General features: G+C 74.0%; 12 protein-coding genes. 8 read left to right on the forward strand and 4 right to left on the reverse strand.

Translation table 11 applies throughout. The annotated features are described in order from the left end of the window. Positions 1-32: 32 nt before the first annotated feature. Together FHX39_RS06220 and FHX39_RS06225 are read right to left on the reverse strand one after the other, a co-directional pair. Positions 33-512 (reverse strand): GNAT family N-acetyltransferase, encoded by a 480-nt coding sequence (locus tag FHX39_RS06220; protein ID WP_183337265.1) that lies wholly within the window; start codon positions 510-512, stop codon positions 33-35. Between the two features lie 11 nt (positions 513-523). Continuing rightward, positions 524-1,684: a DUF3866 family protein gene (locus tag FHX39_RS06225; RefSeq protein WP_183337266.1), complete on the reverse strand. Its 1,161-nt coding sequence runs from the start codon at positions 1,682-1,684 to the stop codon at positions 524-526. A gap of 116 nt (positions 1,685-1,800) precedes the next feature. Here FHX39_RS06225 and FHX39_RS06230 point away from each other — a divergent pair, with 116 nt between their 5' ends. The 8 genes from FHX39_RS06230 (at position 1,801) to FHX39_RS06265 (ending at position 10,841) form a co-directional block, all read left to right on the forward strand. Beyond that, complete coding sequence (locus FHX39_RS06230) at positions 1,801-2,799, forward strand: helix-turn-helix transcriptional regulator (protein ID WP_183337267.1); 999 nt, start codon at positions 1,801-1,803, stop codon at positions 2,797-2,799. After that, on the forward strand, positions 2,796-3,770 hold the full coding sequence (locus FHX39_RS06235; RefSeq protein WP_183337268.1) for a helix-turn-helix transcriptional regulator: 975 nt from the start codon (positions 2,796-2,798) through the stop codon (positions 3,768-3,770). The genes FHX39_RS06230 and FHX39_RS06235 overlap by 4 nt, the downstream gene beginning before the upstream one ends. 60 nt (positions 3,771-3,830) lie before the next feature. Further along, complete coding sequence (locus FHX39_RS06240) at positions 3,831-4,151, forward strand: hypothetical protein (protein ID WP_183337269.1); 321 nt, start codon at positions 3,831-3,833, stop codon at positions 4,149-4,151. Next, positions 4,148-4,456, forward strand: coding sequence for a twin-arginine translocase TatA/TatE family subunit (gene tatA / locus FHX39_RS22380; protein ID WP_183337270.1), 309 nt, complete (start codon positions 4,148-4,150; stop codon positions 4,454-4,456). The genes FHX39_RS06240 and tatA overlap by 4 nt, the downstream gene beginning before the upstream one ends. A 46-nt stretch (positions 4,457-4,502) precedes the next feature. Next, positions 4,503-5,384 (forward strand): twin-arginine translocase subunit TatC, encoded by an 882-nt coding sequence (tatC, locus tag FHX39_RS06250; protein ID WP_332836696.1) that lies wholly within the window; start codon positions 4,503-4,505, stop codon positions 5,382-5,384. Next, on the forward strand, positions 5,377-6,324 hold the full coding sequence (locus FHX39_RS06255; protein WP_183337271.1) for a diacylglycerol/lipid kinase family protein: 948 nt from the start codon (positions 5,377-5,379) through the stop codon (positions 6,322-6,324). Before tatC ends, FHX39_RS06255 begins: the two co-directional genes overlap by 8 nt. 46 nt (positions 6,325-6,370) lie before the next feature. Beyond that, positions 6,371-9,247, forward strand: coding sequence for a DEAD/DEAH box helicase (locus tag FHX39_RS06260; RefSeq protein ID WP_408631482.1), 2,877 nt, complete (start codon positions 6,371-6,373; stop codon positions 9,245-9,247). 79 nt (positions 9,248-9,326) lie between these two features. Continuing rightward, on the forward strand, positions 9,327-10,841 hold the full coding sequence (locus tag FHX39_RS06265) for a glycosyltransferase family 39 protein (RefSeq protein WP_183337272.1): 1,515 nt from the start codon (positions 9,327-9,329) through the stop codon (positions 10,839-10,841). Here the strand turns inward: FHX39_RS06265 and FHX39_RS06270 are convergent. Both FHX39_RS06270 and FHX39_RS06275 read right to left on the reverse strand, forming a co-directional pair. Then, complete coding sequence (locus tag FHX39_RS06270; protein ID WP_183337273.1) at positions 10,825-12,207, reverse strand: metallopeptidase TldD-related protein; 1,383 nt, start codon at positions 12,205-12,207, stop codon at positions 10,825-10,827. The genes FHX39_RS06265 and FHX39_RS06270 overlap by 17 nt on opposite strands. Then, positions 12,204-13,721: a TldD/PmbA family protein gene (locus tag FHX39_RS06275; protein WP_183337274.1), complete on the reverse strand. Its 1,518-nt coding sequence runs from the start codon at positions 13,719-13,721 to the stop codon at positions 12,204-12,206. Before FHX39_RS06275 ends, FHX39_RS06270 begins: the two co-directional genes overlap by 4 nt. Positions 13,722-13,750: the final 29 nt, after the last annotated feature.

Genomic DNA, 13,750 nt, shown 5'->3' on the forward strand with positions numbered 1-13,750 from the left:
ACCGCTTCGGGCCCCGGGGCAGCCCGCTCGCCTCAGGCCAGCGCCTTCTCGGCGAAGTAGGTCGCCACCGGGTTGCCGTTGAAGTTGGGGATCCGGACGTAGCCGGAGGAGTCGTAGATGTGGAGGGCGTCGTGCTGGTGCTCGCCCGTGTCGAGGCGGGCGACGGCGTAGCCGCGCTCGCGCGCCTGGCCCTCGAGGAACGCGAGCAGCCGACGGGCGACGCCACGGCCGCGGAGGGCGGGGACGACGTACATCTTCTTGATCTCGCACGCGCCGGGGTCGGGCAGCTGCTTGAGCCCGCCGCAGCAGGCGGGGGAGCCGTCGACGTAGCCGACCCAGAAGCCGCCGCCGGGCGGTCCGAGCTCGCGTGGCCCTGCGAGAGGCATGTCCGCGCCGTTCTGGTCGAGCCCGTCGTAGAGGACGGCGATCTCGGCGGCCATGGCCTGGGCCAGCACCTGGCCGTCGCCCGCATCGACGCGGGCGGGGCGGAACTCGACCTCCACGCTGCTCATGCGCACCGACGCTAGCCGAACGGGGCCTCGCGGTCGTCCTGGGCGAGGAGCGTGGCGGCGTGCCGGCCCGCGGCCGCGGCGGCGAGGAAGTAGGCGGGGTCGCCGTCGAGGCCCCGGCCCATCGTCGAGAGGCGGAGCGGGGAGGCGAGCAGGGCGTCGTCGAGGCCGTCGAGGGCCACGCGTACGGCCCGGTGCCGGTCGAGCCCCCGGGCGGCGGCCTCCACGTCCGGGGCCATCGCGACCAGCGCATCGAGCCCGGCCGGGTCGGTGACCCCGCGCAGCCGGGCGGCTCCGCCGAAGTCCGGGACGGCGAGGTCGGCCGCGCTGAGGGCGACCCGTCCGTACGCAGTGAGGCTGTGGTGGGAGACCCCGCGGTGACGGGGTCGGGCGTCGGCCCCCGAGATGCGGAGGCTCGCGACGGGCCGCCCGTCGAGGGCCGCGACGGCGTTGACCGCCTCGCCCGCCCCGACGCCGGAGAAGCCCCAGCGGGTCCCGGTGCCGAGGTTGCCGGGTCCCTGGGTCACGACCGCGACCTCGGCGTCGAGCGCGAGGCGGGCAGCGAGCAGGCCCGAGTGCACGGTGACGGCCTCGAGGTCTCCGCCGAACGACTGCCCGACCGTGACGGTGGCTGCCATCAGCCCCGCGTCGCGCAGCTGGGCGACCGCGCGCGAGAAGGCGATCGGCAGCGCCCCCTGGTCGCTCATCACGTAGACGACCCGCGTGCCGGGGCGGTCGTGGGCCAGCGCCAGCAGGGTCGGCGCGAGCGCGGAGTGCAGATCGGCCACGACCACCGGCAGGCCGTCGAGCGAGTCCGCGTCAGCCAGCAGGTCGTGGTGCGGCGACCCCTGCTCGTCGGCCCCGGCCACCATCGCCTGCAGCGGCAGGTAGCGGGCCTTGACCAGGTGCCCGGCCGGCTGCGGGGGCTGGGCCACCACGGAACCGTCCGGGCCGAGCACGGCGATCACGAGCGCGTAGCCGCCGGTCCCCAGGCCGCGGTCGAGCGCGCCGACGTTGAGCAGCACGCGGTCCCCGACGGCCGGCGCGGCCATGAGGTCGGTGTACGCCAGCGAGCGGACCTCGGCCCTCGTGTCGTCACGGACCGCGGTCAGCTCGACGGCGCCCCGCCACCCCCCGAGCAGCGCCGCGACGGTTCCGGAGGCCCACACGATCACGCTCAGACCCTAGTGGCGCGGATTCGCCGGCAGCGCGTAGTAGCGTCGTGCTCCGCCCGAACCTGCGTACGATTCCGCCCCCTGACAGCTCCCCCCGAGCAGGAGGACCGACCCCCATGGCGCCCAGGAAGACCGAGCGGATCGTGAACCTCACGATCGCGCTGCTGGTCGCCGGTCGCTACCTGCCCAAGACGCGGATCCGCGAGCTCGTCGAGGGTTACCACGGCCTGAGCGACGCCGCCTTCGAGCGCACCTTCGAGCGGGACAAGGACGAGCTGCGGGCGCTCGGCGTGCCGATCGAGGTCGGCGGCTACGACCAGCTGTTCGAGGACGAGGCCGGCTACCGAATCCTGCCGAGCGAGTTCTCGCTGCCGCCCATCGAGCTCGACGCGGAGGAGGCCTCGGTCGTCGGCGTCGCCGCGCGGGTCTGGCAGCACGCGAGCATGGCCGAGTCGACGCAGAGCGCGATGACCAAGCTGCGCGCCGCGGGCGTGGAGCCCGACCCGTCGGCCCTCGCCGCCCTGGAACCGTCCGTGCAGGCGACCGAGCCCGCCTTCGGCCCGCTCTGGAACGCCGTGCTCGACCAGACCCGGGTCCGCTTCACCTACCGCGACGGCAGCCTGCGGACGTTCGAGCCGTGGGGGCTCACCTCGCGCCGGGGCCGCTGGTACGTGGTCGGCCGCGACGTCGACCGCGACGCGAACCGGATGTTCAAGCTGTCCCGCATCACCGACGTCCCGGTCGGTGTCTCGCGCCCGGGGGCGTACGCGGTCCCCGAGGGTCTCGACCTGCGGGCGCTGGCCCGCGCCCTCGACCCGCAGGAGCCGACGGCGGAGGCCCTGCTCGCGGTCCGCCCGGGCCGGGCGCCGTCGCTGACCCGACGGGGCCGTCGGCCCGAGGCGACGCCGGACCTGGCGTGGGCGCCGGAGGGCTACGAGCGCTGGTGGGTCGGCTACGGCAGCCTGCCCGGCATGGCCGAGGAGGTGGCCGGCCACGGCGCGGACGTGCTCGTCCTCGAGCCGCTGGACCTCCGCCAGGCCGTGGTGGCGCGGCTGGCGGCCGTGGCCGAGACGTCGCCGACCGCGGCACCGGGCGTCGCGACGGTCGCCCGATGACGAGCCAGGCCCAGGTGCGCCGGCTGCTGAGCCTGGTGCCGTACCTGCGGGAGCACGACGGTGCGCCGGTCGCGGACGTGGCGGCGGCGTTCGGGGTCAGCCCGCGGACGCTGCGGGCCGACCTCGGCGTGCTGTGGATGTGCGGGATGCCCGGCCTGTCGCCGGGCGACCTGATCGACATCGACATGGACGCGGTGGACGGCGAGGGCGTCATCCACCTGAGCAACGCCGACTACCTGACCCGCCCGCTGCGGCTGACCGCGGACGAGGCGCTGGCCCTCGTGCTCGCGCTGCGCACGCTGCGGGAGATCGCCGGGCCGGACCAGCGCGCCGCGACCGATCGCGCCCTGGCCAAGCTCGAGGTCGCGTCCGGTGCGACGCCCACCGGGCAGGCGTCGGTCAGCGTGACCTCGGCGAGCGACGAGGTGCAGGCGACGCTGACCGACGGCCTCCAGCGCGGTCGCCGCCTCGACCTGACGTACGACGTGGCCAGCCGGGAGGAGACGACGCAACGGTTCGTCGACCCGCTGCGGCTCTTCGTGCTCGACGGGAACGGCTACCTCGAGGCGTGGTGCTACCGGGCGGACGGGCTGCGGACGTTCCGCCTCGACCGCGTGGCCGCCGCGAGCGTCACCGACGAGCCCGTGCAGCCCCACGACGTGGTGCTGACCGACCTGAGCGCCGGCTGGTTCGCCGACCTGGCCGACGCGCCGGTGGTGACCCTCGAGCTGGCGCCGGAGGCGGCGTGGGTCGCGGAGTACTACCCGACCGAGTCCACGACGCCCGGCCGCGACGGCGCCGTCGTCGCCTCGTTCCGGGTCACGGACCCGGCCTGGCTGCGGCACCTCCTGCTGCGACTCGGCGGGGCGGCGCAGGTCCTGGCCCCGGTCGGCGCGGGCGAGCCCGCGGCCGGAGCGGCGCGCGAGGCCCTGGCGGCGTACGCGGCCTTCGACGCGGCGGAGCCCGGCTAGCCGCGAGCGTCGGGGACCGGGCGTGTCAGCGCCCGGGGCGGAAGCGGCCAGAATGGGGGAGTGGTCTGGCCCTGGGTCCTCCTGTTCGCCGTCATCGCCCTGGGCGGTCTCGGCGTGCTCGTCCTCGTCGCGCTCCGGGTCTGGCGCTCCGCCCGGGGGCTGCTGGCCGAGCTGGACGTGGCGGCCGGGCGCGCCGGCGAGCTGGCCGACCTCCTCGCCCAGGTCCAGGTCCCCCAGGTCCAGGTCACCGGTGCGACCGAGGTCACCGACCGAACCCTGCCCGACGCCGGCTCCGAACTCACCGCTGACGACGCGTGGCCGGGTACGGTCGAGTCGTACGATCACCGAGGCGCAGACGCGCCGGGAAAGAAGGAATCATGACCCCGCTCGCTCTTGGTGGCCTCGGTGTTCCCGAGCTGCTGATCATCCTGGCCGTCGTGCTGCTGCTCTTCGGTGGTTCGCGGCTGGCCGGCCTGGGCAAGAGCAGCGGGCGCGCCCTCCGTGAGTTCAAGGAGGAGACGAAGAGCCTCCCCAAGAACGACAAGACCACCGCGGCCGACGACCTCGCCGCCGGCCAGCCGACCGTCACCCCGGAGCCGCTGGCCCCGACCGACCCCGGCTACCAGCAGCCGCCGCGGACCAACCCGAACGCGGTCGACCCGAGCGACGCCCGTCGCGACGTCTGACGTCGCGACACCGACAGCCTGAGCGCCTCGTGTCCATGAGTGCCCCGTGTCCCTGACGGTCCGCGGCCGGCCCATCCGGCTCAGCTTCGCGTGGCTGAAGCCGCCGAAGGCCGGTCCTGACGGCTCGATGAGTCTGTTCGAGCACATCGCCGAGCTGCGCTACCGCCTGATCATCATGGCGCTGACGATCGTCGTCGGCACCGTCGTCGCCTGGTTCTTCCGGAGCTACCTCACCGAGGTGATCTTCTACCCGTACCAGCTCGCCGCGGAGGCCATCCGGGCGAAGAATCCGGGCGCGAGCCTGCAGATGGTGAACCAGGGTGTGGCCTCGCCGTTCACGCTGGCGCTCAAGGTGTCGGCGATGGCCGGGATCCTGGCCACGTCTCCGATCCTGCTCTACCAGCTGTGGGCGTTCATCGTCCCGGGTCTGCTGGCGAAGGAGAAGAAGTGGACCCTGATCTTCCTCGGGTCCGCCACGCCGCTCTTCCTGGCCGGGGTGGCCGTCGGGTACTACGTGATGCCCAAGGGCCTGGTCGTGCTGCTCGGCTTCACCGAGAACGGCATCACCAACCTGCAGGACGTCAACCAGTTCCTGTCGTTCCTGATGCGCTTCATGCTCGTCTTCGGGGTCGCGTTCCTCATCCCCGAGGTCGTGCTGATCCTCAACATCATGGGGATCCTCAAGGCGAAGTACCTCTCCAAGTACCGCTCGCTGATCATCTTCGGCACCTTCGTGTTCGGTGCGGTGGCGACGCCGTCGACCGACCCGTTCTCGATGCTGGCGCTGGCGCTGCCGATGACCGTGCTCTTCATCGTGGCCGAGGTGATCGCGCACGTCCTCGACCGGCGCAAGGCCCGCCGCGGCACCATCGACCCGGTCGCCCGGGACCGCGCGCTGCGCGGCCTGACCGACGGTGAGGATGCCTGAGCCGGTCGTTCCTCAGCAGGGCGAGCCCGAGGAGCGCCGCACCGGTACCGCCTCGATCGCCCTGGTGGTGAACCCGGCGGCCGCCAAGGGGCGCGCTCAGGCACTGCTGCCCCAGGTCACCGGGCGGCTCCGCGACGCGGGGCACGCGGTGGAGATCTCGCTCAGCCGCACCCCGATGGAGGCCGCCGAGCTCGTGGCCCGGGCCGCCGGCAGCGGCGTGGACGTCCTGGCGGTGATGGGCGGTGACGGCATGGCCCACCTCGGCGTCAACGCCGTCGCCGGGCACGCGGCCGAGCACCCGGACGGGCCCGCGCTCGCGCTGGGGCTGGTCCCCGCCGGCACCGGCAACGACTTCGCGCGCAGCCTCGGGCTCGACCCCGCCGACGTCGGCGGCGCGGTGGCCGCCCTCGCCGGGGGGACGACGCGTCCGGTCGACCTCCTGCGCGTCGGGGGCCGTTGGGTCGGCACCGTGCTCGCCACCGGCTTCGACGCCCTGGTCAACGCCCGCGCCAACCGGATGCGCCGGCCGAAGGGTGCTGCGCGCTACACGATCGCGGCGCTGGCCGAGCTGCGGACCTTTCGGCCGCTGGCGTACGAGCTCGTGATCGACGGCGAGCCACGAGACCTCGACGCGATGCTCGTCGCCGTCGGCAACACCAGCACGTACGGCGGCGGCCTGCGGATCTGCCCGGCCGCGGACCCGTACGACGGCTGGCTCGACCTGACGATCATCCATCCCGTCGGCCGTGCCAAGCTCCTCCAGCTCCTGCCCCGGATGCGGGACGGCAGCTTTGCCTCCGACCCTTGCGTGGAGCAGCTCCGGGCACGTTCCGTGGCGGTCTCCGGCGGCGGCGGCCTCGCGTACGGCGACGGCGAGGAGCTGGGGCCGACGCCCGTCACCGCGACCTCGGTCCCCGGCGCCCTCCGCATCTGCCTGTGACGACGGACCCCAGACCCGCCACCACCACCCAGGTAAGTTCGAAGGCGTGAGTGCGGAACAGGTCAGTCCCGCCGAGGCGTACAGCAGGTTCCAGGAACGGCGCTCCTCGCCGCAGCTGGCGGCGTTCGCCGACGGGTACGGGTTCGGTTTCGACGACTACCAGCGGGAGGCCTGCGCCCACGTCGAGGCCGGCTCCGGTGTGCTGGTCGCCGCCCCGACCGGGGCCGGCAAGACCATCGTCGGCGAGTTCGCGGTCTACCTCGCCCTGCAGCAGGGGCGCAAGGCGTTCTACACGACGCCGATCAAGGCCCTGTCGAACCAGAAGTACGCCGACCTCGCGCGCCGCCACGGCTCGGCGAACGTGGGCCTGCTGACCGGCGACAGCTCGATCAACTCCGAGGCCCCCGTCGTCGTCATGACGACCGAGGTCCTGCGGAACATGATCTACGCGGGCTCGCGCACGCTCGACAACCTCGGATACGTCGTCATGGACGAGGTCCACTACCTCGCCGACCGGTTCCGGGGCGCGGTGTGGGAAGAGGTCATCATCGGCCTCGCCGACTCGGTGCAGGTCGTGGCCCTGTCGGCGACGGTGAGCAACGCCGAGGAGTTCGGCGAGTGGCTCGCCGCCGTACGGGGCGAGATGGAGGTCGTCGTCTCCGAGCGGCGTCCCGTCCCGCTCTACCAGCACGTGCTCGCCGGCCGCACCCTGTACGACCTGTTCGCCGACGTCGCCCCGACCGCCCGCCCCGACGCTGCACCGGGTCGCGGCGAGGTCAACCCCGGCCTGCTCAAGGTCGCCCGCGAGGAGTCCAAGTACGTCCGCGACGACTCGAGGCGGCCGCGGGGACGCAGCGGCCAGGGCAAGCGGAACGTGGCCTACGGCAGCGGCGCGTACGGCGGGGCGAGCAGCCAGCGGGCCGGAGCCGGCCAGCGGCCGCGCGCGTCGCTGGTGCCCAGCCGGGCGGACATGGTCGAGCAGCTCGACCGGGCGGCGCTGCTGCCCGCCATCGTCTTCATCTTCTCCCGCAACGGCTGCGACGGTGCCGTCCGCCAGCTGCTCGGCACGGGCGTGACGCTGACGCGGCCCGAGGAGCAGAGCGAGATCGCCGGGGTCCTCAGCCACCACCTGAGCGGGCTCGACCCGGCCGACCTCCGGGCCCTCGACTACCCGCGCTTCGCCGAGGCCCTGACCCGGGGCATCGCCGCGCACCACGCGGGGATGCTGCCCGCGTTCAAGGCGTGCGTCGAGGAGTGCTTCGTCCGCGGCCTGACCAAGGTCGTCTTCGCCACCGAGACCCTCGCCCTGGGCATCAACATGCCCGCGCGCAGCGTCGTGCTGGAGAAGCTGGTCAAGTACAACGGCGAGACCCACGCCGACATCACGCCGGGGGAGTACACCCAGCTGACGGGCCGCGCCGGCCGGCGCGGCATCGACGTCGAGGGCCACGCCGTCGTGCTGTGGCAGCCGGGTCTGGACCCGCGCGCCGTGGCCGGCCTGGCCTCGCGGCGGACGTACCCGCTCAAGTCGTCCTTCGCGCCGACCTACAACATGGCGGTCAACCTCGTCGGCGCCGTCGGGCGCACCCGGGCCCGGGCGCTGCTGGAGCAGTCGTTCGCCCAGTTCCAGTCCGACCGCTCGGTCGTCGGGCTGGCCCGGACCCTGGCGCGCAACGCCGAGACGGTCACCGCCGAGTGGGCCGCGGCCGCCTGCGACAAGGGCGACTTCGAGGCGTACGCCCGCCGTCGCCTGCAGATCGCCGACCTCGAGGCCGACGCCGCCCGCGAGCGCAAGGCCGACCGGCGGGCCGAGAGCACGCAGGTGCTGCTGAGCCTCAAGCCGGGTGACATCGTCCGGGTGCCCGCCGGGCGCAGCCAGGGCTGGGTCGTGGTGCTCGACCCCTCGACCCGCGAGGGCGGCGGCGAGGACGACGCACCGCGCCCGCTGGTGATGACCGAAGACCGCCAGGTCCGACGGCTGGCCCTGGTGGACTTCCCCAGCCCGCCGGTCGTCGCCGGGCGCATGCGGGTGCCCAAGCACTTCTCGCCCAAGGAGCCCGCGTCGCGGCGCAACCTCGCCGCCGCGTTCCGCTCGAAGCTCGCCGAGATCGACCTCGGTGCCGCCTCGCTGAAGCGTCCGCCCGCCGACGCGGAGGTCGCGGCGCGGGTCGAGGACCTGCGCGACCAGCAGCGCCGCGACCCCTGCCACTCCTGCCCCGACCGGGAGACCCACGCCCGGGTGGCGGAGCGGGCGCTGCGCCTCGAGCGCGAGAACGTCCGCGTCGAGGAGCGCGCGAGCACCCGGACGCACACCATCGCGACGGCCTTCGACCGGATCTGCGTCGTGCTCGAGTCGCTCGGCTACCTCAACGGCGAGGCGTCCCGCGCCCCGCGCGAGCAGGTCAGCGACGCCGGCCGGATGCTCGCGCGGATCTACGGCGAGCTCGACCTGGTCGCGGCCGAGTGCATCCGCGCCGGGGTCTTCGACGGTCTCACCGTCCCGCAGCTCGCCGCCGTGCTGAGCAGCCTCGTCTTCGAGGCCCGGCGCAGCGACGACCACACGCGGCGCCCACGGATGCCGGACGCCCCCTCGAGCGACGCGGTGACCCAGGTCCGTCGCGTCTGGCGCGAGGTCTCCCTCGTCGAGCGCGACGCGCGCCTGACCCGGACGGGGGAGCCGGAGATCGGCTTCGCCGAGGTCGCGTACGGGTGGGCGGACGGGCGGTCCCTCGCCTCGGTGCTCGACCAGACCGACCTCACCGCCGGCGACTTCGTGCGCTGGGTGCGCCAGGTCGTGGACTTCGCGGGCCAGGTCGCCGACGCGGCCGGTCCGGGGCCGCTGCGCGAGACCGCGCACACGATGGTGCGGACGATGCGGCGCGGGGTCGTGACCTTCGAGGCGGACGAGGTCGACCCGGCCTGAGCGGACGCGGGCCGGGGCGACGCGCCCCGGCCCTCACGTTCAGGCTCCGCCCGGTCCGGCCCACGTAGGATCTCGCCTCGTGCCGACGCCCGCCCCGTTCCGCACGGGGTCGGTGGTGGTCCGGGCGGTGACGGTCTTCGTCATGACCGTCGGGCTGGTCGGCGCCGGCAGCTGGGTCCCGACCCAGTCGCGCGACGAGGCGGCGACGGTGTCGGCGGTCACGCGGTCGTGGTCGCAGCTCGGCGCCATGCTGCAGAACGTGGACGTCGTCCACTCGCTCTTCTACTCGGTGATGAAGGTCTGGCTCGACCAGGTCGGGATCTCGACCCTCACGCTGCGCCTGCCCTCCGTGGTCGCCTGCGGCCTCGCGGCCGGGCTGGTCGTCGTGCTCGGCTCGCTGCTCTTCACCCCGCGCGCCGGCCTGCTGGCGGGACTGGTGATGGCGGTCTGCCCCCGGGTCACGCTGATCGGGCTGGAGGGCCGCTCGGCCGCCTGGTTCACCGCCGCGGCGGTGCTGCTCGTGCTGCTGGTGGTGCTCGCCGTACGCCGTCCCTCGTGGGCCTGGTTCCTGCCGGTCGCCCTGGTGACCGCGTTCCTGGGTGGGCTGCACGTCTACGCGGCGCTGATGCTGCCGGTGCTCGTCGTCTGGCTCTGGGCGCCGCCGGAGGCCGCGGGCCTCCGACGTCGGGTCTGGCGCTTCGGGCTGCCCCGCGGCCGGCTCGCGCCGCTGCTCGGGCTCCTCGCCGGCGCGGTGCCGGTGTCGCTGCTCGCCTGGCGCGCCCGCGGCCAGCAGGCGCAGGTGGACTGGATCGACCCGCCGACGCTGGAGTCGCTGGCCAAGATCGCCACCGAGACCGTCGCCCCGCTGAACGGGGTGTGGGCCGTCCTGGCCTGGGCGATGGCCGCCGCCGGGCTGGTGTGGCTGGCGCGGCACCGCCGGGGCCGGCGGGGGACCACGTTCCTGCTCGTCGGCTGGGCGGTCTTCCCGGGGCTGGCGCTGGTCAGCGTCTCCGCGGTCTGGACGCCGCTCTACTCCCAGCGCTACCTGTCCTTCTCGCTCGGCGCGCTGGCCGTGCTGAGCGGAGCGGGCCTCGCCTCCGTACGGCGGGGCTGGCTCCGGTTCGTGCTGGCCATGAGCCTTCCGCTGGCGTCGGCGGTCACGTTCCGCGACCAGCGCGAGGTGGGGGCGTGGGACAGCTGGGCGCAGATCGCCGCGATCGTGGCCTACCGGGGCAACCCGGGCGACGCGGTCATCGACTACCCGCTCGTCTCGACCATCACCGTCTCCTACCCCGGCGCGCTCGGCAACGGGCCCGTCCTCAACGCGGGTGCGGACCGGCTCACCCGGCACTACCTGTGGGACGAGCGGCTGCCGCTGCAGGCGGTCGAGCCGCGGCTGCGCGGCGTGCAGCGGCTCTGGTACCTCTCGCCGGTCGCCGACGAGGTCCAGCGCACGACCGAGATCCGCCGGCTGCGTCAGCTCGGCTTCGACGGCACCCTGCTGGAGCGCAGCGACGCCGAGCAGACCTGGCTCTTCACCCGGACCGCCGCGCAGACCGAGCGCGGCGACCAGCTGCTCAGAACGCCTGGCTGACCGTCGACATGTTGAAGTCGGGCACACGGAGCGGCGGCATCACCGTCTTGGTGATGTAGTCGTTCCACTCCCGGCACAGCACCGGTACGGCGGCCCCGACCTCGGTCACGCGCCCGAGCAGCTCGACCGGCGACTCGTTCCAGCGGAAGTTGTTCACCGCCGCGACCACCTCGCCGTGCTCGACGAGGTAGACGCCGTCGCGCGTCAGCCCGGTCAGCAGGAGCCGTTCCGGGTCGACCTCGCGGATGTACCAGAAGCAGGTCAGCAGCAGGCCGCGCTCGGTGGAGGCGATCATCTCCTCTAGCGTGGCCGTGCCGCCGCCGTCCATGACCAGGTTGTGCGCGGCCGGGGTCGCCGGTCGGTCGGTCGCCGCGCCGTGACCGCGGTTGCGCACCAGCTCGGTGAGCACGCCGTCGTCGAGCCAGCGGACCTGCCCGACGTCGAGGCCCTGGTCGAAGGAGAACGACGTCCCGTCCGTCGACATGGTGCTGGCGACGAAGGGCAGCGTCTCCTCGCCCGGCCAGGCCGGGTCGGAGAGCAGGGTCAGCGGGAGCGGGGTCAGCCGCTCGCCGACCCGCGTCCGGCCCTCGCCCGCGGCGTACACGTTGCTGCCGTCCTCGGCGTCGCGGGCGCTCGCGGTCCAGGAGGCGTAGACCATCAGGTCGGCGACGGTCCCGGGCGGCAGGAGGGTCTCGTAGCGCCCGGGCGGCAGCTCGACCGTCCGTCGGGCCCAGCCCAGCCGGGTGCTGACCTCGGCGTAGAGCGCGTCCACGTCCACGTCGGTGAAGGTGCGCGTCTGCTGCCCGACCCATCCCGAACGGGCCAGGTCGGCGCTCTTGCCGTTCAGCTCGAGCCGACCCTCGGGGTCGACGCCACGGCGGCGCAGGCCCGTGCTGCTGGCCAGGTAGACCGTCTCGACGACGTGCTCGGCGAAGCCGTAGAGCAGGTGGCCGTCGGTCTCGGCCTGCGCGAACGCCCGCCCGAGCCCGGACGCCACGGTCGCCAGGGTCTCGACGCTGGTGGTCGCGGGATCCTCCTCGAAGTCGAGGCGGCCCTGTCCGTCGTCGGGGACGAACGGCACCGGCTCGTCGGCGGGCGACGCGGAACGTGCCGCCGCCTCGGCGGCCGCGACCAGGGCCGCGACCTCGGAGACGTCCACCAGGTCGGCCGCGACGGTGGCGACGGCCGTGCCGCCGTCGACCTCGGCCGTCGCGGTGACGGACAGGCTCCGGGCGTGCACCTCGGCGTTGGTGGTCAGCGCGTTCGCCGCCCACCGCAGGTTGGTCTCGTAGCGCTCGGTGAGCACCGCGACGACGGGGCCGGTCGCGACCGCGAGCGCCTCGGTCAGCAGGTCCTGGACCCTCATGCCGTTCCCTCCGCCGCCGTGTTCAGCACGTTCACCCCGCGGAACAGGGCCGACGGGCACCCGTGCGAGACGGGTGCGGTCTGGCCCGGCTGGCCCTTGCCGCAGTTGAGCACCCCGCCGAGGACGTACGTCTCCGGCCCGCCCGCCGCCTCCATCGAGCGCCAGAAGTCGGTGGTCGTCGCCTGGTAGGCGACGTCCTTGACCTGGCCCGCGAGCCGGCCGTTCTCGATCCGGTAGAACCGCTGCCCGGTGAACTGGAAGTTGTAGCGCTGCATGTCGATCGACCAGGACTTGTCCCCGACGACGTAGATGCCGCGCTCGACGTCCGCGATCATCTCCTCGGTGCTCGGCCCCTGCGGGTCCGCCGCGAGCGAGACGTTCGGCATCCGCTGCATGGGGATGTGGCCGGGGGAGTCGGCGTACGCGCAGCCGTTCGAGGGGCCCAGGTCCTTCTCCGCGGCCATCTGCCGGTTGAGCTGGTAGCCGACGAGCGTGCCGCCGGAGACGATGTCGAAGCTGGTCCCCGCAACGCCCTCGTCGTCGTAGCCGATCGACGCGAGGCCCCGGTCGACGACGCGGTCGCCGGTCACGTTCATCACCGGGCTGCCGTAGTGCAGCGTGCCCAGCTGGTCGAACGTGGCGAAGGACGTGCCCGCGTAGGCGGCCTCGTAGCCGAGCGCGCGGTCGAGCTCGGTCGCGTGCCCGATCGACTCGTGGATGGTGAGGAAGAGGTTGCTCGGCTCGATCACCAGGTCGTAGCGGCCCGCCTCGACGCTGGGGGCGACGGCGTGCTCGGCCAGCAGCGCCGGGATCGCGGCGACCTCGGCGTCCAGGTCCCAGCCGGTGCCCGTCAGGTACTCCCAGCCGCGGCCGACCGGCGGCGCGAGCGTGCGCATCGTGGCGAAGCCGTGGTCGCCGACGCTCACCGCCGTGAGCTGGGGGTGGATGCGGACCCGCTCCTGCGTCGTCGTGGTGCCGGCGAGGTTGGCGAAGAACTTGTTCTCGTGGACCCAGTGCAGCATCGCCGAGGTGTGGCTGACCCCGGGTGCCGCGAGCAGCGCCCCGGACAGCTCGAGCATCCGGCCCTGGCGCTCGGACTCGTCGACCGCGAAGGGGTCGACCTCGTACGACGACACCCACGTCGCGTCGCGGTGCACGGGCTCGTCGGCGAGCTCGACGCGGTGCGGGGTCAGCGGCTTGGAGACCCGGGCGGTGGCGACCGCCCGCTCGGCGAGGGCAGCGGCGGTGGTGGTCGTCAGGCCGATCCCGGACGCGAAGCCCCAGACCCCGTCGTGCACCACGCGCACGGCCAGCCCGACCGTGGTGTGGTCGGTGCTCGACTCGAGGCTCGTGTCGCGGAACGTCCGCACGCCCTCGCGGATCCGCTCGACCCGGAGGTCGGCGTAGCTGCAGCCGAGGTCGGCCGCCCGGGCGAGCGCGGCGTCGGCCAGCTCCCGCAGCGGCAGGGCGGTGAAGCCGGGGTCGACGCCGCGGGCGTCCGGGGGTGGGGGCACGCGCTCACAGTAACGAGCGGGTCCGACAC

The organism is Microlunatus antarcticus (assembly GCF_014193425.1).
Classification (GTDB): Bacteria; Actinomycetota; Actinomycetes; order Propionibacteriales; family Propionibacteriaceae; genus Microlunatus; species Microlunatus antarcticus.

What these genes read in the sequence shown, in the direction of transcription:
- FHX39_RS06270 (WP_183337273.1), bottom strand. Translation starts at nt 12,207, where the DNA reads ATGAGGGTCCAGGACCTGCTGACCGAGGCGCTCGCGGTCGCGACCGGC.
- FHX39_RS06220 (WP_183337265.1), bottom strand. Translation starts at nt 512, where the DNA reads ATGAGCAGCGTGGAGGTCGAGTTCCGCCCCGCCCGCGTCGATGCGGGC.
- FHX39_RS06255 (WP_183337271.1), top strand. Translation starts at nt 5,377, where the DNA reads ATGCCTGAGCCGGTCGTTCCTCAGCAGGGCGAGCCCGAGGAGCGCCGC.
- tatA (WP_183337270.1), top strand. Translation starts at nt 4,148, where the DNA reads ATGACCCCGCTCGCTCTTGGTGGCCTCGGTGTTCCCGAGCTGCTGATC.
- FHX39_RS06230 (WP_183337267.1), top strand. Translation starts at nt 1,801, where the DNA reads ATGGCGCCCAGGAAGACCGAGCGGATCGTGAACCTCACGATCGCGCTG.
- FHX39_RS06235 (WP_183337268.1), top strand. Translation starts at nt 2,796, where the DNA reads ATGACGAGCCAGGCCCAGGTGCGCCGGCTGCTGAGCCTGGTGCCGTAC.